This is a genomic window from Methanobacterium alkalithermotolerans, from assembly GCF_018141185.1.
In the GTDB taxonomy this organism is placed as follows: domain Archaea; phylum Methanobacteriota; class Methanobacteria; order Methanobacteriales; family Methanobacteriaceae; genus Methanobacterium_F; species Methanobacterium_F alkalithermotolerans.
Genome location: NZ_CP058560.1, coordinates 618,258 through 636,026, shown reverse-complemented (window position 1 = coordinate 636,026; position 17,769 = coordinate 618,258). Strand labels below are relative to the sequence as shown.

At 35.5% G+C, this 17,769-nt stretch carries 17 protein-coding genes; 8 read left to right on the top strand and 9 right to left on the bottom strand.

Annotation, left to right across the window (positions count from 1 at the left end; all coding sequences use genetic code 11):
* Positions 1 to 25: 25 nt before the first annotated feature.
* Both HYG87_RS02945 and HYG87_RS02940 read right to left on the bottom strand, forming a co-directional pair.
* Positions 26 to 1,426 carry a Mur ligase family protein gene (locus HYG87_RS02945; RefSeq protein WP_211533751.1) on the bottom strand — a complete coding sequence of 467 codons (1,401 nt, stop codon included), beginning with the start codon at positions 1,424 to 1,426 and terminating at the stop codon, positions 26 to 28.
* A gap of 299 nt (positions 1,427 to 1,725) precedes the next feature.
* Positions 1,726 to 2,184 (bottom strand): multiprotein bridging factor aMBF1, encoded by a 459-nt coding sequence (locus HYG87_RS02940; RefSeq protein WP_211533750.1) that lies wholly within the window; start codon positions 2,182 to 2,184, stop codon positions 1,726 to 1,728.
* 287 nt (positions 2,185 to 2,471) lie between these two features.
* Between HYG87_RS02940 and HYG87_RS02935 the strand changes: the two genes are divergently transcribed.
* Complete coding sequence (locus HYG87_RS02935; protein WP_211533749.1) at positions 2,472 to 3,704, top strand: proteasome-activating nucleotidase; 1,233 nt, start codon at positions 2,472 to 2,474, stop codon at positions 3,702 to 3,704.
* A 187-nt stretch (positions 3,705 to 3,891) separates the two neighbouring features.
* Here HYG87_RS02935 and HYG87_RS02930 read toward each other — a convergent pair whose 3' ends face one another.
* On the bottom strand, positions 3,892 to 4,626 hold the full coding sequence (locus tag HYG87_RS02930) for a UPF0280 family protein (protein WP_211533748.1): 735 nt from the start codon (positions 4,624 to 4,626) through the stop codon (positions 3,892 to 3,894).
* Positions 4,627 to 4,708: 82 nt separating this feature from the next.
* Between HYG87_RS02930 and HYG87_RS02925 the strand changes: the two genes are divergently transcribed.
* The 5 genes from HYG87_RS02925 to cgi121 all read left to right on the top strand — a co-directional run bounded on the left by HYG87_RS02925 (position 4,709) and on the right by cgi121 (position 9,982).
* Positions 4,709 to 5,392 (top strand): PH domain-containing protein, encoded by a 684-nt coding sequence (locus HYG87_RS02925; RefSeq protein ID WP_211533747.1) that lies wholly within the window; start codon positions 4,709 to 4,711, stop codon positions 5,390 to 5,392.
* Between the two features lie 156 nt (positions 5,393 to 5,548).
* A complete protein-coding gene (locus HYG87_RS02920; protein WP_211533746.1) occupies positions 5,549 to 6,733 on the top strand; it encodes a geranylgeranyl reductase family protein in 1,185 nt (394 codons plus the stop codon).
* Positions 6,718 to 7,743, top strand: a complete 1,026-nt coding sequence (locus HYG87_RS02915; protein WP_211533745.1) for a TIGR01177 family methyltransferase — start codon at positions 6,718 to 6,720, stop codon at positions 7,741 to 7,743. Before HYG87_RS02920 ends, HYG87_RS02915 begins: the two co-directional genes overlap by 16 nt.
* Positions 7,744 to 7,905: 162 nt before the next feature.
* Positions 7,906 to 9,417, top strand: coding sequence for a (R)-citramalate synthase (locus HYG87_RS02910; protein ID WP_211533744.1), 1,512 nt, complete (start codon positions 7,906 to 7,908; stop codon positions 9,415 to 9,417).
* Positions 9,418 to 9,484: 67 nt separating this feature from the next.
* Positions 9,485 to 9,982, top strand: a complete 498-nt coding sequence (cgi121, locus tag HYG87_RS02905; RefSeq protein ID WP_211533743.1) for a KEOPS complex subunit Cgi121 — start codon at positions 9,485 to 9,487, stop codon at positions 9,980 to 9,982.
* Between the two features lie 16 nt (positions 9,983 to 9,998).
* On the opposite strand, the gene HYG87_RS02900 is transcribed toward cgi121, so the two are convergent.
* The 4 genes from HYG87_RS02900 to HYG87_RS02885 are packed head-to-tail and all read right to left on the bottom strand — an operon-like array spanning position 9,999 to position 13,880.
* Positions 9,999 to 10,976 carry a PLP-dependent aminotransferase family protein gene (locus tag HYG87_RS02900; protein WP_211533742.1) on the bottom strand — a complete coding sequence of 326 codons (978 nt, stop codon included), beginning with the start codon at positions 10,974 to 10,976 and terminating at the stop codon, positions 9,999 to 10,001.
* A 53-nt stretch (positions 10,977 to 11,029) separates the two neighbouring features.
* Positions 11,030 to 12,205: an Nre family DNA repair protein gene (locus HYG87_RS02895; RefSeq protein ID WP_211533741.1), complete on the bottom strand. Its 1,176-nt coding sequence runs from the start codon at positions 12,203 to 12,205 to the stop codon at positions 11,030 to 11,032.
* 22 nt (positions 12,206 to 12,227) lie between these two features.
* Positions 12,228 to 12,695 (bottom strand): peptide-methionine (R)-S-oxide reductase MsrB, encoded by a 468-nt coding sequence (msrB, locus tag HYG87_RS02890; RefSeq protein WP_211533740.1) that lies wholly within the window; start codon positions 12,693 to 12,695, stop codon positions 12,228 to 12,230.
* A gap of 45 nt (positions 12,696 to 12,740) precedes the next feature.
* Entirely contained in the window at positions 12,741 to 13,880 is a 1,140-nt protein-coding gene (locus tag HYG87_RS02885; protein WP_211533739.1) for an alpha/beta fold hydrolase, read from the bottom strand.
* 260 nt (positions 13,881 to 14,140) lie between these two features.
* Here HYG87_RS02885 and HYG87_RS02880 point away from each other — a divergent pair, with 260 nt between their 5' ends.
* Together HYG87_RS02880 and HYG87_RS02875 are read left to right on the top strand one after the other, a co-directional pair.
* Entirely contained in the window at positions 14,141 to 15,325 is a 1,185-nt protein-coding gene (locus HYG87_RS02880) for a M24 family metallopeptidase (protein WP_211533738.1), read from the top strand.
* Positions 15,326 to 15,480: 155 nt separating this feature from the next.
* Entirely contained in the window at positions 15,481 to 16,782 is a 1,302-nt protein-coding gene (locus tag HYG87_RS02875) for a hemolysin family protein (protein ID WP_211533737.1), read from the top strand.
* Positions 16,783 to 16,878: 96 nt separating this feature from the next.
* Here the strand turns inward: HYG87_RS02875 and HYG87_RS02870 are convergent, their stop codons facing one another.
* Entirely contained in the window at positions 16,879 to 17,313 is a 435-nt protein-coding gene (locus HYG87_RS02870; protein WP_211533736.1) for a hypothetical protein, read from the bottom strand.
* Positions 17,314 to 17,325: 12 nt separating this feature from the next.
* Positions 17,326 to 17,649: a DUF4064 domain-containing protein gene (locus tag HYG87_RS02865; RefSeq protein WP_249164877.1), complete on the bottom strand. Its 324-nt coding sequence runs from the start codon at positions 17,647 to 17,649 to the stop codon at positions 17,326 to 17,328.
* Positions 17,650 to 17,769 lie beyond the last annotated feature (120 nt).

Here is a 17,769-nt window from a genome sequence, read left to right as displayed (position 1 = left end):
AAATTTTATTTAAGATTTGGTAATTTCAAATTTTCTTTAAAAACTCTCTAAAATAGGATATAGTCCTACCTTTACCTTCAATTCGAGCATTAAGAAGTTCTCTTAAATGGAATAAGGCAGTATAAGTAGGCAATATGTAAATAGTTTCCACATCTTCATACAGGATTTCATCCAGAGCCAGGTCCATATTTTCATGAATATGGAAGTTTTCGGTGGATATTCCTGCATACTTAAACCGCAATGCCATATCATAGGGTCTTCGACCGGTAAAATGTATATTTTTTAGATTTTTGGCCTGGTGCACATTTTCTATTTCTGCATCCCATATCCAGGATACATCCGCACCATCGGCAGGATTATCATTTAATATCATTAACAAACTTTTTTTAGAATCATCCATGGCCAAAATCTTTAATACTTCTCCTAAACTAATAGGATTCTTTACCAGCACCACTTTAACATTTTTCTCATTAATTACAAAATTTTCCATCCTTCCCAACTTATACTCAAAACTCTCAATTCGCCTGGTAACCGTATCCAGATCCATACCCATTTCCAGAGCTGCAGAGGTAGCTGCACAGCAGTTATAAGCATTGTAAATACCACCATATTTGAATTCAAAATCTTTCAAATTTTGGTCAGTATTTAAGACAAATCTGTAATTTTCACCCTGATATTGTATATCTGTGATTTCATATTTTCTTTCTGGATTTTCAAAGCCACAACGGGCACAACTATAGCCACCTAACTGCCCGTAATTAAAATAAGAATAATCTAAATGTTCATTACATCCCGGGCAGAAATTGGTTTCAACCACATTTTGATTACTATCACAAAACTGGTTTTCTAAGACCCCATAAAATATATTTTTCTTTCCTAATTTTTTAAAGTTAGAAACAAGTGGATCATCTGCATTAAGTATTAGGGTAGTGTCCAGAGGCTCCAGAGATTCATAAATATCCTGAAATGCTTTTTCTATTTCTCCATAACGGTCTAACTGATCCCGGAAGAAGTTGGTGATAACCACATAATCAGGTTTAAGATCTCTTACTACTCTTTTAAATGAACCCTCATCTACTTCAAAAATTCCCCAATCATAAACTTCTTCTAAATCATTTATAAAAGCACTTACCAATCCCTGAGGCATATTAGCCCCTCTTAAATTGGACAAAGTCCGGGTATATTTCCCTTTAACTATATGGACTAAAAGATTGTTGGTGGTGGTTTTGCCATTGGTTCCAGTTATAAGTACCTTTCTCTTACAACGCTGGTCCACTTCTTTTAATATATCAGGATAGATAGACATGGCTACTTTACCTGGCAGGGCACCGGCACTGCTTTTTAAAAATATTTTAAGTATGAATGATATGGATTTTCCAGTAAAAATTGATAATTTAAATTTAAGTTTTTTTATTTTAATCCCCACCTCAAATTTCTAAAAAGCCAGGGGCCTTTTTTTTAAGGAAATTTAATAATCTCATTCTATAATTTTAACTTATATAAGTTTATAATCAAGAGTAAAGCAATGCTTTAAGTCAGAATAATATTTTTAACCCCTTAAAAATCCCATAAACTTTGACTAAGGGAATAAATTTATACTTTGCTTATTTTTTAAGGGATATTTAATAGATAAGGCTCTTATATTTCAAATGAAATGTATGCCTTTATAAATAAGGCATAAATCTGGATACCTAATAAATTATTAAAAAAATTAAGTACAGGTTTTTAATGTTTTTTAATGCGGGCTATATCTCCAATAGTAGCTCCTTTCATGGAAGCTGATTTAAAATCTTCACCGCTGGCATCTTCTATTTTTTCTATAAGGGTAATTTTAAGGATTTTTTCCATTTTCCTGGCCAGTTTAATATCCGGTACCATTTTTCCACTTTCTAACCGGTTAATTACCGAAACTTTCTCATATATTTTTTCACCTAAATCTTCACGGGACCATCCTTTTTTCTCACGGGCTTCTCTAATTATGGTCTGATAGTCTTCTAAAATATCATAGGTGATTTCCCTTCTAGGAGGAGCCATTCTGCGTGGGCGTTGCCTGGCTGGTTTTGGTGGCTCTCTTTGAATTTTGCCAAATTTTGAACAGTCAGTACAAACATTCATAACTGATCCATCTATTTTAGTTTTTATAGGCTGCTCTACAATCTTTTTCCCACAAATCTCGCATCTCATGTAAAATCCCTTTGTTTTTTTAATTATATATCATTTATTGGAATTTTAATTCAAGTTATTAAATTAACTTGAATGTTTTTAATTATTTAATTATTTGGCTTAAATAACAGATATTTATATTTCCATAAACTAATAGAATTAATTATATCATGTAATAAATTATCAGGGAATTTTTTTATTTTTATTTTTAGGAGATTAAAAGAATTTAGTTGATTCTACCTCAATCTTTAAATATTAATAAAACAAAGATAGTATCATTAAAATTTATATAGGAGTGTTCTCAAACTATGGAAAATTCCTCCCAAACTATTTTGAAGAAAATTGAAGACCTTAAAAAAGAAATTAGATTACTTAAAGAAGAAAACACTAAAACTAAAAGGAACCTGATGTGGAAAGTCAGAAAACTTGAAAAAGACAAAGTTTTAATTGAAAATGAAAAAATCCGCCTTGATCGGGAAGTTAAATCCTTAAGAGGAGAAGTGGAACGATTTAGATCCCCTCCCTTAGTGATTGCTACTATTACTGAAGTTTTAGATGATCACCGTATTGCAGTCAAAAGCAGTACAGGACCTCATTTTGTAATTAACTATTCAAGATTCTTAGATGAAAAATTATTGGAACCTGGTGCCAGGGTGGCTTTGAATCAACAGTCATTTAGTATTGTTGATGTATTGCCCTCTGAAAAGGATCCGGTGGTTACAGGGATGGAAGTTGAAGAAAAACCTGATGTTTCTTATGATCAAATTGGTGGTTTAGCTGAGCAGGTGGTGGAAGTTAAAGAAACAGTGGAATTACCACTGAAAAAACCTGAGCTATTTAAAAAGATAGGCATTGAACCTCCTAAAGGTGTTCTTTTATATGGTCCTCCTGGTACAGGAAAGACTTTACTGGCAAAAGCAGTGGCTCATGAGACCAATGCAACCTTCATTAAAATCGTGGCTTCTGAATTTGTACGCAAATATATTGGAGAAGGAGCCAGACTGGTTAGAGGCGTATTTGAACTGGCAAAGGAAAAAGCACCCAGTATAATATTCATTGATGAAATTGACGCGGTGGCTGCCAAGAGATTAAAAAGCTCCACCAGTGGTGATAGGGAAGTACAAAGAACATTAATGCAATTACTGGCTGAACTGGATGGTTTTGAAGCAAGAGGAGATGTGGGTATAGTGGCTGCCACCAACAGGCCAGATATTCTGGATCCTGCTCTTTTAAGACCGGGCCGTTTTGATCGATTCATCGAAGTCCCTATACCTAATGATATATCACGAAAAGAAATTTTAAGAATACACACTAAAAACATGGCCTTAGCTGAAGAAGTGGATATTGAACTTCTAGCCAGTCTGACTGAAGGTGCATCTGGTGCGGATCTTAAAGCTATTGGTACAGAAGCAGGTATGTTTGCCATTCGGGATGAAAGAGAAGAAGTCACTATGAATGACTTCATAGACGCTGTTGATAAAATAATGGGTGTTGAAACTGAAGAAGAGTATAAAAAAGAAGCAGGAGTAATGTTCGGTTAAATCTGCTTTTTATCTCTTTTTATTTTTTGGCCAGTGATGAACCCTATGAGCTCTGATTAGTGATGAATGATGGGCGATCTGAGGCTAACTCTTAAATTGTGGATATATTAATTATTTTCTATATCTCAATTTGTTTTTTATTAATTCACTTTTTTTAGTTTTAATTTCCCGAGGACTTATTCAATTTTTAAATTTCAAAGAGATCCCCTAATGCTCTTTTTTTATTAGTCTGAACCAGAGTTGGAATTTTACCAAGAGTACCGGCAGATTCCCCCACTATAACCAGCACTCCTTTTAAGTATTCTTTAAAATCATCAGCTCTTTCCAGACAATTTTGTACAGCATCTGAATCCAAATCACCGTTTGCCTCATTAGCAATACTTGTCGCAAGTGCATCAGCAGCACTGGCCTGGGTGGCAAATACAGTAACCGAATCAGACCTACCGAAGCTAATGGAGTGACCTACTGTCCCGGAAGAAGTGCATACTCCCTGAACTTTACCGGCCTTAATTTCAAACCCAATTTTACCTGAAAGAGAAGAATTACCTGCATAAAGTCCACAGACTATTTTTTTATTGGTTTTAAGGGCAATATCTCCACCATTATCAATAATACTATATTTTGAACCTTTTTTCAAGAGAAAGCTTAAGGATAATTCTGCTATGGTCCCTGCTACTGCGGCCATAGGTCCAACTTCTCCCTTTCTACTGGCCCGATCCATCATTTTAACAATTAATGGGGCATTTTTTAAACTATGATCCCGGGGGACTGGTTCCAGAGAGTTTTTAAAATCAGGATTTCTTTTAATATAACTAATTAATTTCAGGCGTTCATTTATTATGAAACTGGAAATATCAATGTTTTCCATGTCAGAACTGAAATTTATATGAGTTTCACCAATTTCAATTTTTTTACAAAACATCAAAATAATCTATGGGTGTCTTTTAAAATAAATTAAACTAATTCTTTTGGAAATTTACCCATAAAAAATATTTAAGGTGATAATGATAGTTATTTATGATAAAATGTTCGGAACAAATAGAAATTCATATCCCGATGGGGAAAAAGTCATATTAAGAACCAGGCCCCGTATTTTCATTCACAGCAAATCGGCTATTATTAAAATACTATTCATTGGCCTACTTTTTTATTCATTCAACTCCATAATTTCCTTTACAGTTACTATTCAGAGTTATCTAATTGAATTTGTTCAGATACCTCTGGTACAGGGGGTAAGTATTGCTATTCTGCTTATAATTTTCTTTTTAATATTATGGGCAGTTTGGGACTTAATATCCTGGAAATTCACGGAATATATACTTACCAATCAGAGAATAATCATTCAAAAAGGCATGCTAAATAAAAAGAGATCATATATCCGCTATAACAAAGTCCAGGATGTGGTAATTTATCAAAATTTACTGGAGAGGATTTTCTCTTCAGGAGATATCGAAATATTCAGTGGTCATGAAAATACCAGTATTATTCTGGAAAATATTCCTCAACCCTACCATTTAGAAGATAAAATTAACCGGATGATAGACCAAAATTTATCCTATACTCAAATGGCCAGAGAAATCCAAAAAGAGATAGAAGGGGAGACAAATGGAGAAATTTACACTCAAAATCCCCCTCGCAGGGGTAAAAAACCAATAATGGAAAATCATGCCCGGAAATTTAAAAGATAATTTTTTATAGGATAGTGGTTAATAGATTCTAAGACTATTTAAATGGGATAATGCACCTCTTTTTGGATATAATTTTTTTAACCTTATTTAGAAAGGTTTTTTTATCTTGCTAATTAGAATATAATTTTAAATTTGAAACAGATTTCAGGAGATAATATGGTAGATTATGATGTATTGGTAGTTGGGGCCGGGCCGGTAGGATCTACCTTTGCTAACTACATGGCAGAAGAGGGTTATAAAGTAGGGGTTCTGGAAAAGAAAAAGAATATAGGACTTCCCCTTCAATGCGCAGGACTATTAGGTGCAAAAATCACTAAAATAAATGACCTGCCTGATGAATTCATAATTAATAAGGTGAGGGGGGCTTATCTCCATTCCCCTTCTGATCATATTCTAAAGGTTTCTAAAAAGGAAACACAAGCTTATGTAATTGATCGGGTGGGATATGATAATTATCTTTCCCAAAAAGCCCAGGATGCCGGGGCTGAGATTCTACTCCAGCATAAAGTTTCAGATGTGGATACCTCTTCTTGCAAAGTTAAAATGGCTAATAAAAGTGGAAAGGTACTCCAATCAAAAATAGTTGCCGGATGTGGAGGCCATTCTTCGGTAGTTTCTACTGCTATAAATAACTCCCGTAATTCTGTAAATGCGGCCCAGTTTCTTATTAAAATGAAAAACAATACTCTGGAAACAGATTTCGTGGATGTTTATGTGGATGAACAAATTTCCCCGGGATTTATATGGTCCATTCCCTTATCCACCTCTATATCCCGCCTGGGACTTTTCGGGCACCATGATTATAAAAAATTGAATAACATATTAAATAATTTCATTAATTCTAATGATAAATTTCAGAAAGCTAAAGTCATAAATAAGTATCATGGAAAAATACCCTTATTTGACTTGAATAAAAAAATTGTGGAAAACCGGGCTATTATTATAGGAGATGCTGCTTCTCAGGTAAAGCCAACCACCGGGGGAGGACTTTTAATTGGATTTGAATGTGCTAAATTTGCGGCAGAAGCTGTCATAGAATCCCTGGAAAATGATGATCCTCAACTATTAAAGAATTATGAAACCAGTTATAAGAATAAATTCTTAAAAGAGCTTAAAAACCAGCTGGAGGTACAAAAAACTTTCCAGGAACTTAAAAATCAGGAATTAGATAATATGTTCCTGAAATTAAAAGAAAAGGGTGCTGAAGATTTGATATCTTCTTATGGTGATATGGATTCCCAATCCCTTCTGGTTAAAGAAATGATAAAAAGAGGTGTATTGTTTTCTGTACTCCCTCAATTGCTATATAGGAGGATGTCCCGGTTATGGAACTCTTTTTAATATTATCCCGTGAAAATGAGACCTTACCCCTGGCTGAACTGGAGGCGGTTCTTAATGCTGAAAAAATTGATTATCATCTGGAAATAGTAGAACAGGGAATAATTAAACTTAAAACTCTGGAAGATATTTCTCTCCTCCTGGGTAAAAGAATGGGATATGCCCATGAGATTTCCCAGTTTATTACAGAATCAAATCCTCATAAAATTCCACAAATCTTTTCTAAAATTAAATGGAAGGATATTCTGGGACCTGATTTTGCAATCAGAGTCAAACAAATAGGATGCACCAAAGATATTGATTGCCAGGAAATGGAAAAAGAACTGGGAAATATTGTAAAGAAGATGGTAGGGGATAAAAGTAAGGTAAAACTTGAAAAACCCTCCACCTTTATCAGGGTTCTTATAACCAATTCCTTAGCCCTTATTGGAGTCAGGAAAGTAAAGATTGATAAAAAACACTTTTTTGATCTTAAACCTCATAAAAGACCATTTTTCTACCCGGGATCCATGAGTCCTAAATTGGCCCGTTGCATGGTTAACTTATCCCAAATAATTCCTGGAGATTTACTTTTGGATCCTTTTTGTGGAACTGGAGGGATATTAATTGAGGCGGGCATTATTGGGGCCTGTGTTGTAGGAACTGATATCGACGAGAAAATGGTGCAGGGCACAAAAGAAAATCTGAAATACTACCATATAAAAGATTTCAAGGTTTTAAAATCTGATGCCAGATATTTGAAATTGGATGAAAAAGTAAAAGCAGTGGTAACTGATCCTCCTTATGGTATATCTGCTTCTACAGCCGGTGAAGATAGTGGAAAAATCTATAAGGAGTTTTTAGAATCTGTAAGTGATAACCTTAAAGAAGATGGCCGAATATGTATAGCTACCCCACACTATGTGGATTTAAATGACCTATTAAATGACACTCCCTTCAAATTAGTGGATCGGCATGAGATTAGAATGCATAAAAGTTTAACTCGTGTCATTTCTGTCCTGGTAAAAGAATAGATTATAGCCACTGTCCATGAGTTATATCTTCAATTTTTATATATGCTTTGAGCACCAATATATCATATAAATTTTTAAATTCATTATTTAGTATTATCTACATGCATATGCAGTAAATCAAATTATTAGGATTCTAAAAAAAAAATTAACAGGGGATTTAAATTGGAAATCAGAGTTTTAGATACCACATTAAGAGACGGAGAACAGACTCCTGGAGTTTCTTTAACTCCTGATGAGAAATTAAGAATAGCATTAAGATTAGATGCATTGGGAGTGGACATTATTGAAGCAGGATCTGCTATTACCTCCACTGGGGAAAGGGAAGGTATAAAAAAAATAACCAGCGAAGGCCTTTCTACTGAAATCTGCAGTTTTGCCCGGGCAGTAAAAATTGATGTGGATGCGGCCTTAGAATGTGGGGTGGACAGTGTGCATCTGGTGGTACCCACTTCTGATTTACATTTAGAACACAAACTACGAAAAAGCAGGGAAGAAGTTTTACAACAGGCGGTGGACTGCACTGAATATGCAGTGGATCATGGGCTTCTGGTGGAATTATCCGCCGAGGACTCCACCAGAAGTGACATGGAGTTTTTAAAAGAAGTATTCCGTCAGGGTATCCAGGCCGGAGCCAAAAGGATATGTGCCTGTGACACCGTGGGCATGCTAACCCCGGATAAATCATTCGAATTTTATGGAGAATTAAGTAAATTAAAGGCACCTTTAAGTGTGCACTGCCATAATGATTTTGGACTGGCGGTTGCTAATTCTCTCTCAGGGCTAAAAGCCGGTGCCACAGAAGTACATGCCACTATAAATGGAATTGGTGAAAGAGCAGGCAATGCTGCTTTAGAAGAAATAATTGTATCACTGTACTCTTTATATGATATCAAAACTAATGTGAATATTCAGATGTTATATGAGACTTCTCGAATGGTGGCCAGGATGACGGGAGTTTACCTGCAGCCTAACAAGGCCATCGTAGGGGAAAATGCATTTGCCCATGAATCAGGTATACATGCCGATGGAGTGATAAAAAAAGCAGAGACCTATGAACCTATTACTCCTGAACTGGTTGGTCACCAGCGTAGATTTGTCATGGGAAAACACATAGGGACCAGCTTACTAAAAAAACGACTCCAGGAATTAGGATTAAAGGTGGATGAGAACCAGCTAATCCAGATATTCAACCGGGTGAAATCACTGGGAGATATGGGTAAATGCGTTACTGATGTTGATTTACAGGCCATAAGTGAGGATGTTTTAGGAATAATGGAGGAGAAAATGGTGGACCTGGAAGAGGTGACCATTGTATCTGGAAATAAAGTAATTCCCACCGCGTCAGTTAAACTAAAAATAGATAATAATGAAATATTAGAAGCTGGAGTTGGTATAGGGCCGGTGGATGCTGCTATTGTAGCCATCAAAAAGAGTATATCAGACTTTGCAGATGTAACCCTGGAGGAATATCACGTGGATGCTATCACCGGAGGTACCGATGCTTTAATTGATGTAGTGGTTAAACTACGCTACGAGGATGAAGTGGTCTCTGCCCGCAGTACCCAACCCGATATTATTATGGCCAGTGTGGAAGCATTTTTAAGTGGGGTTAATCGATTATTAGGTGATAAAATAAAGGATGGCTCCCTTAAAAAGATCCCTGATGAAAAATGATTATATTAATCATTTTTTACCCACCCATTAATCATATTTTAACAGCTTTTTTACCAGGGGAGATTTTATGAAAGGATTAGAAAAAATCCAGATAATGGGATTTAGAGCCCATATTGATAATGTGGGAAGCACCTTATCCTGGATTGATGAAATTTCTGGTGATTGCACCATCCAGCTTATGAATGCCCCGGCGGTGGCCGGAAAAAAACATGCCTTACATGCCACTCTCCATGCTTTAAATGCATTTCAAGAAGGATATAACATTGCCCATAATTTGGGAATGGAAATATGCCTTAGAACATCGGCTCAAAGACAAATATCAAAAGCAATAAATATACTGGGATTAAAAGAAGGCTCTATGGAGATATGTGCTGTAGTGGTGGGCTGTGATGATTCAATAATAAAAAAAATGGAAGAGTTTTTTAAAAGGGATGATGACGTTTTAATCCCTGAGGAAAACACTTTAAAACAAATTTATGGCTTATCTGATCTTGAAATTAAATCAGCCGGAGGATTAATCTCCTTAATCCTGGAAAAGACCACTCTTTTAATTATTGATAAATAATACGATTATATATAATTTAAATCATTTCTAATAAAATTTCCACCATTTCCTGTAGATTATCTTCATTTAAAGATTCCAGGGCCAGATTCTTAATTTCCACACAAATGGCTTTATCCAGCACACGATCATAAAGAGGACAGGTGGTGATTATACTTTTTCCTTCTGCATTTAAGAATTTTCTTAATGCCCGGGCAGTTTCAGGGGGGTTCTGGCAGGGAATAATCACATTTATTCCCCTCTTATCCGGATGTAACACATTTCCAATCCTTTTTTTTATATAATCAACTGCACTGCTTGCTTCTTTTAGGTTTTCCCTGGAGAAATCTATTTCCCGGGCTATACCTGCCCCGGTTACAGGACTCCCTCTAAGAGTCCTCAATAATATACTGGATTTATCCAGTATATCTTGCTTGCTGGTACTAATAAAACCTCCACTACCTACATTAACCATTTTCGGCGAACCAGTAGAAGCTACAATTACGTGGGCATTTTCACCATTCCCCAGTCTCGCTTCAGGGTCTCCTATCCCGCCGGATGCATCTTCCACCAGTTTAATTTCATTGCTTTGGCAGAAATCAAATAACTCTTTAAGGGGCTGTTCGGCAGTGTAAGCTGCAAAACTGGTAATGAATAACGCTCCGGGTTTTGCATTAATCTTACTTAATGATTCTTCCATTAAATCCACGGATAAATATCCCTTATGAGTTTTTAATTCTATTACATCTTTTTTTAGAAAACCAGCCAGTTTTAAAAAACCAGACCAGGCCCCCTGATCTGGAATCAGGAAAGGATCTTCTAAGGAATTCATAGCAACCATTATGGCTGAATTACCACTATTAACTACTCTGGCGTATTTATGGCCAGTAAAAACCTTTATTTTATCCTGAGCATCAATTAACCGGGGATGAGTACCAGGATATAGTTTTTTATCTTTAAGGGCACTAATCATAGCATCCATGGTTTCGGGGTGAGGTCTTTTAAAAGTTAAATTCAAATTTAATCTCTCCTGACTCTAGCAGTGCTTTTAAAAAAATAATATTAAATCTTTTAATTTTCCTTTTTAAAGTAAGCATCCAGGGTACTTTGCCTTGATCTCAATAATTCCTGGATCAAGTCACTTTGTTTAATAAACCTGCTTAGAGATATTTTTAAGTGGGAACCCACATATTTTAATGAAGTTTTCAGGTCTTCAAATTCTTTATACTGATTCTGCATGGCATTTTTTACATTCTCCCTCACATTAAACACACCCAGGGGAATGTAACCATCATAAGCCTCTCTAAGAACCAGGGCCCCGGCTTGTTTTTTTTCTTTATCCAGGGCATCCAGTACTCCCATTTTACAGGTATAATAACAACCGCCCACCCGGGAATACTCTTTCTTGCCTCCATTATTCTCATAATCTGAAAATATGAGTTCTTCTTTACCTAAAACTCTTATAAATGCTTCCATCCATTCATACTGCCATTCAGTGGGGATTAAAATGATAGCATAATAATTATTCAAACTGGAAAACTCATAAACTCGATGCACATCCAGTATATCATAGTTTCTAACCTTCTTAAGTAGATCATCAGCCAGGGTACTATCACAGGCAGTAATAGACCAGCGGGTGGGTACCAGTTTTCTTCTTTTTGTAGTACCCATGGCTCCTACTGAGAAGGCTTTTTGCATGCTGGAAAAGGGCACTCCCTTTTGATGTAAATCATGAAGGGCTTGTCTGGATTTAAGATCCGTATCATAGAATACTTTCTCCAGCTCCCGATCCCATTTAACACTATCTATATCAAAACTCTCTAAAATGGCACTGGGACCGTGTGGTGTGGTTTCTTCACTAAAAGATAATCCACGGGGACGTTTATTAAAAGTAGCTTCACTATCAATAGAACTAGATGCCAGGGAAATATCCTGCAATTTTTCAACAAATGAATTATCAATATCTCCCACACCGATGCGCTGCTTTCCCCGCACCAGGGATAAGCGGTACCCAATTATATCCTCCTGGGTTTTTTCTCCTGGAATCCAGGACTCCGGTGAATCCATAATATAAGTATCACCCTGCTGAGGAACCATCATGGGACCGGCATATACCTGGGGATAATTCCAGCTACCAATAAATACGGAAGGAGGAGTACTACCTTCCATCTCTGGACCCACCTTCACCGAACGCATCTTCATATGGGCGGTTAATTTCTGCAGATAAGCATTTTTAGTTTTAAGCATTGAAACTAAATCCTTAGTTTAGTTATATTACTTCCCGGGGAAGGAATTTTAAGGCCGCCGAATTCATACAGTACCTCAGCCCAGTAGGAGCGGGTCCATCATCAAAAACATGCCCCAGATGAGCATCACAGCGGGCACATAAGGCTTCGGTTCTAACCATCATTAAACTACGATCAGACTGTGTTTTTATATTTTCAGGGGCCACTGCTTTCCAGAAACTGGGCCATCCGGTACCGGAATCAAACTTGGTCTGAGAATCAAACAGGTCGGTTCCACAGCAAACACACTTATAAATTCCATCACCATGATGATCATGATATTTACCGGTAAATGCCAGTTCTGTTCCTTTTTTTCGAGCTACATCAAATTCTTCAGGACTTAAAATAGCTTTCCATTCCTGGTCTGTTTTTATTATTTTTTCTACAAGTTCTATTTGCCCTTTTTTAACTGAGTAGATGGGTATCTTTTTATTTTTTTCTTCAGATGTCATAATACTACATAGAACTATGTGACTAGTTTCATAAATATTGTATTATTAATCCATTGGATTATTTTCTATCCATTTATGTATTATTTCCAGTGCCAGACCCATATTTCCTACCTGACAATGATTCTGTGCCTGTTCTTTTCTAGTAAATATACGTTCTGTAACGGAATTTGCATTTTTCAATGCTTTAACCTGTTTATAATGCATCTTTAAGGGTATAAAATGATCTTCATCTCCACTAAGTATTAAAACATCTTGTTTAACTGATTCTGAATTTAAATTTTTTTCATTAAACTTCAATATTACTTGAGAAGCATCATAAGGAGTATTTTTCTTGGTGATGTACATCAAATTATTAACTCCCCATCTTTCCTGATAATCTCCTTTCATCTGCAAATTAGAGAAATAATTAAGGATTTTTGGAAATTTTAATAAAAATCGGGCCACGGCCTGTATTAAATGGTTTGGAATTTGCATATAATCGAATGCTACACTGGAGGCAATAACCTTTTTTATACGTGGTTCAAATGCAGCGGCCCGGAAGCAGAGCCAACCCCCCATGGATATGCCTAACCATGTTACCTCATTTAGTTGAAAATAGTCCAGTATGGCTTTAGCAGGTTTTTCCCATTCATGATTTAAGGCCAAACCATACTTTTTTAGTGCCGCACCCTGCCCTGGGCCTTCAAAAAGTATCACATCATATCCTGAACGAGAAAAATAGGTTCCCATGGAATAAAATTCTTCTATAAACGAATCAAAACCACCATGTATTATAAGAGTTCCTTTATTTTCTGCTTCTTGAGAGAGAATACGAATTACAGGTAAAAATGTATTTTCATAAGGGACTGTGAATCTTTGAATTGCTTCATCATCTAAAAACACCTTATTAAACAGTTCTATAAATTTATCATACAAATATTCTTTATCAGGATCATCAGGTAGAGTGAAGAATTCACTAGCCCGGTAATAAAATGCTCCATTCATATATCTATTTTCAGAAAGGGCTCTTTCTGCTAAGTGAATCATTTCTGGTTTCCAATCTTCTAAGCTTTTAATTCGGGATGAAACACCTAAAGTATCTTCATAATTGGTGTAACCCCAGGAATACCACCGATTTAACTGGAAATCAATTATTTTTACCGGGTGAAAATCATGATAACCCACCGGGAAATTAAATTCCTTCATTATAACCAGTATAATTATTTATATTTCAATAAAATATTTTTTTCTAACAAGCCTTATTTAAAAAACAATTTCTGGATTTTTGTGGATAATTTGCAGGGTTAGATAAGATTATATATCTATATTCATAGATTTTCAATTAAAATATAACATGCATCTATAGTCATTGAGCTTCAATAGAAGTTTTATGTCATATGCATATATTTTAATTGAGTTTAAACGGAGTATGCTTAAGAAATTCTGATAACGTAACAGGTTATATTATGAAAAAAGTTCCTGCAGATGAACTCAAAAAACGAATGGATGGTTTCAAACATCAAATGGATAATTCCCACCCTGACTGGGAAATAGCTGCTATTTTTACCAATATCAACATGTATTATTTTACCGGTACCATGCAGGATGGGGTGCTTCTCATCCCCCGGGAAGAAGAACCTGCCCTCTGGGTGAGAAGAAGCTATAAAAGAGCTTTAGAAGAATCTTTATTTCCCCATATAAATTCCATGGACAGTTTTCGTAACATAGCCGTTACTATATCTCATTTTCCAGAAGAAGTTTTTCTGGAAACCGATAACCTTCCCTTGGGACAATATCACAGATTTCGTAAACATTTTCCTGTTCAGAGATTTAAATCTCTGGATCCGGTTATAAATAAATTGAGGTCCCTGAAAAGCAAATATGAACTGGATTTAATGAAAAAGGCAGGTAAAATTCAGGGGAGGGTCCTGGAAGAGATGGTTCCTTCCTTATTAAAAACAGGAATTACAGAATCCCAGCTTACAGCCAGTATTTACCAGTTGATGATCCAGGAGGGACACCATGGTGTCACCCGTTTTGGTATGTTTGACACCCAGATGGTGCTGGGTCAGATTTGCTTTGGAGATAGTTCCATTTATCCCTCTTATCTAAATAGTCCCGGAGGTAACTACGGATCTCCGGCAGTACCCCTTTTTGCTTCAAATAGAAAACTAAAAGAGGGGGAAGTGGTATTTGTGGATGTAGGATGTGGAGTGCAGGGCTATCATACTGATAAAACCATGACCTACCTGTTTAAAGGTTCCCTACCTCAAAGTGCCCGGGAAGACCATGAAAGGTGTGTGCATATACAAAATAAATTGGCAAGTCTCTTAAAACCAGGGGCCATACCTGCTGAGATTTATCAACAAATTATGGATGATTTAGAGCCAGCATTTTTAGAAAATTTCATGGGCTATGGGGATAACCAGGTGAAGTTTTTAGGGCATGGTATTGGCTTAATCATAGATGAGTTACCAGTTATTGCCCCGGGGTTTCTTGAGCCACTCCAGGAGGGAATGGTCTTAGCCCTGGAACCTAAAAAAGCAATAAAAGATTTAGGGATGGTGGGAATAGAAAATACATTTATTGTAACTAAAAAAGGGGGAAAGTGTATTACAGGTGATAATCCCGGGATGATTAATATTCACTGAATTAATAATGAATAACTACTTGAAAAACTAATCATTTTTAGTAATTATTTATTTGATTTAGGCTAATTTTAGAATTTAAATGAAATATTTAAAGTTTAAATAAATGAAGCATCATAGTTTAATAGAATATTTATTAAAAAATTGAGGATAACGACATGAACAATATTTTTTTGGAATTATTTATTATATTACTACTCATTCTTTTAAATGGATCCCTGGCTATGGCTGAAATAGCAATCGTTTCTTCTCGAAAAATCAAATTACAAAAAATGAGTAAAAAAGGGAATAAGGGCGCTGATATTGCTCTTAAACTATCAGAATCTCCTAATGAATTTTTATCTGCAGTACAAATTGGAATAACACTTATAGGCATTTTAGCAGGTGCTTTTGGTGGTGCCACACTTTCTGTTTATTTAGCTACTTATTTGAGTGGATTTAATTTAATTGCAGATTATAGTCAATCATTAAGTATAGTAATTGTGGTGTTAATGATTACTTACTTGTCTTTGATTATTGGGGAACTGGTGCCTAAAAGGATAGCCCTTAACAACCCGGAGAAAATTTCAGTAAAAATAGCCCGGCCCATGCAGATATTATCTAAGGTAACCAGCCCTCTTGTTTCGGTTTTAAGTTTTTCAACAGACTTTTTATTGCTTTTAATTGGCTCTAAAAAAGATATTGATAGCGCGGTTACTGAAGATGAGATCAAGTTACTAATTGAGGAGGGCCTGGAAGCAGGAACTGTAGAAAAAGAAGAAGAAGATATCATAAAACGTGTTTTCAGATTAGATCAACAAAGAATCGGTACCTTAATGACCCCTAAAACTGAAATAATCTGGTTGGATCTGGATGATCCCTCTGAAGAAATTAAAAAACAGATTATTAATAGTGAAAGATCTATTTTTCCTGTGGGAAAAGATGAACTAAATAATTTTTTGGGTGTTATTCAAACAAAAGATATTTTAGGCTCTATTCTTCAGGGAGAATCAGTTAATATTGAACCTAACTTAAAAAATCCTTTGATTATACCGGAAACATTACCTATTATGGATGTTTTGACTTTATTTAAAAATAATCGTAATTATGTTCATATGGCCATGGTAGTAGATGAATATGGGAGCATTGAAGGGCTAATCACTCTAAATGATATTTTAGAGGTGTTAGTAGGTGATATACCTTCTGTAGATGAACCTGATGAACCAAAAGCTACCCTTAGAGATGATGGATCCTGGCTGGTTGATGGATATTTATCTGCAGAAGAATTTAAAGAAATATTGGATATTGAAAAGCTTCCCGACGAATATCAAGGTAACTATAATACCGTAGGTGGGTTTATCATGAGTTATATTGGTAAAGTACCTACTACTGGAGAAAAATTTCAGTGGAGTGGCATTGAATTTGAAATTGTAGATATGGATGGTCACCATATTGATAAAATACTGGTTAAAAAATCTTAAATCTCCACTAATTTTTTTTTAAAATAATCTATTAATTCCGTAAAATTGCATTTTACTTTTAATTAAAAATAAAAATAAAATGGGATATAAAATATTTTAAAGTGTTACACTCGACTTGTATATGGCTCCTGATTCACCCCCTCCTGAAAAAACACTATCAAATATCAGTATATCTACTTTGGCTGGTGCTTCATCTCCGGTTAATATACCTGTCCCTGTTATTTTCAAAGCTTGACCGGATTTTACATCGTTAATATTCCATGCCAGGGGATTTTTATCAATAACGGCACCACTATCATCATACCATATTAAAACCATTTCCAGGTAACTGTAATCTTTCTCGGGCATAATGGTAGCTTTTATTTTGTACATTCCGTATCCTTCTGATACAACTTCTACATCACTAACCTTCAAATTGGACCGGGATTCAGCACCAGCTTCAGTTGAACTGCCACTATCGGTGCAGCCACTAAAGAGCACCACTCCCACTACCAGAAGAAGGGTTAAGGTAATGATTCCTTTATTTTTCATATTTTCACCTCTTTATTTCCTTAAAATAGCTAAAATTCCACCAATACCAATTAAAATTGATCCTAATAATCCAAATAGGGATATACTGATTAATAACCAGATAGCACTTATTATTAGGATTATTCCGCCTGCCTTAGGATTTTTAGTCACATAGACTGCTGCTACAATTCCAGCTATGGAGGCTAGAATGGCACTAATTCCCAGGATTACAATGTCTGCAGAGGCCAGACTCCCAAAAATAACTGCAAAAATACCTCCTAACAATCCAAATATTCCGCCAACAATACCCAGCACCAGTTCAATGGTGCGTGATGTTTTTTTAATATCTGCTGTCACATCACTCCTCCTTTTAATAAATAACATTAACTATGTAATGTAAAATATAATTTTAAATATTTAATATATAAATATTAATATTAAAAATAAAATGAATAGTTTTAAATATAAATTATTAAA

What these genes read in the sequence shown, in the direction of transcription:
- HYG87_RS02935 (WP_211533749.1), top strand. Translation starts at nt 2,472, where the DNA reads ATGGAAAATTCCTCCCAAACTATTTTGAAGAAAATTGAAGACCTTAAA.
- HYG87_RS02930 (WP_211533748.1), bottom strand. Translation starts at nt 4,626, where the DNA reads ATGTTTTGTAAAAAAATTGAAATTGGTGAAACTCATATAAATTTCAGT.
- HYG87_RS02870 (WP_211533736.1), bottom strand. Translation starts at nt 17,313, where the DNA reads ATGAAAAATAAAGGAATCATTACCTTAACCCTTCTTCTGGTAGTGGGA.
- HYG87_RS02885 (WP_211533739.1), bottom strand. Translation starts at nt 13,880, where the DNA reads ATGAAGGAATTTAATTTCCCGGTGGGTTATCATGATTTTCACCCGGTA.
- HYG87_RS02880 (WP_211533738.1), top strand. Translation starts at nt 14,141, where the DNA reads ATGAAAAAAGTTCCTGCAGATGAACTCAAAAAACGAATGGATGGTTTC.
- HYG87_RS02895 (WP_211533741.1), bottom strand. Translation starts at nt 12,205, where the DNA reads ATGCTTAAAACTAAAAATGCTTATCTGCAGAAATTAACCGCCCATATG.
- HYG87_RS02875 (WP_211533737.1), top strand. Translation starts at nt 15,481, where the DNA reads ATGAACAATATTTTTTTGGAATTATTTATTATATTACTACTCATTCTT.
- HYG87_RS02925 (WP_211533747.1), top strand. Translation starts at nt 4,709, where the DNA reads ATGATAGTTATTTATGATAAAATGTTCGGAACAAATAGAAATTCATAT.
- HYG87_RS02915 (WP_211533745.1), top strand. Translation starts at nt 6,718, where the DNA reads ATGGAACTCTTTTTAATATTATCCCGTGAAAATGAGACCTTACCCCTG.
- HYG87_RS02940 (WP_211533750.1), bottom strand. Translation starts at nt 2,184, where the DNA reads ATGAGATGCGAGATTTGTGGGAAAAAGATTGTAGAGCAGCCTATAAAA.
- cgi121 (WP_211533743.1), top strand. Translation starts at nt 9,485, where the DNA reads ATGAAAGGATTAGAAAAAATCCAGATAATGGGATTTAGAGCCCATATT.
- msrB (WP_211533740.1), bottom strand. Translation starts at nt 12,695, where the DNA reads ATGACATCTGAAGAAAAAAATAAAAAGATACCCATCTACTCAGTTAAA.
- HYG87_RS02920 (WP_211533746.1), top strand. Translation starts at nt 5,549, where the DNA reads ATGGTAGATTATGATGTATTGGTAGTTGGGGCCGGGCCGGTAGGATCT.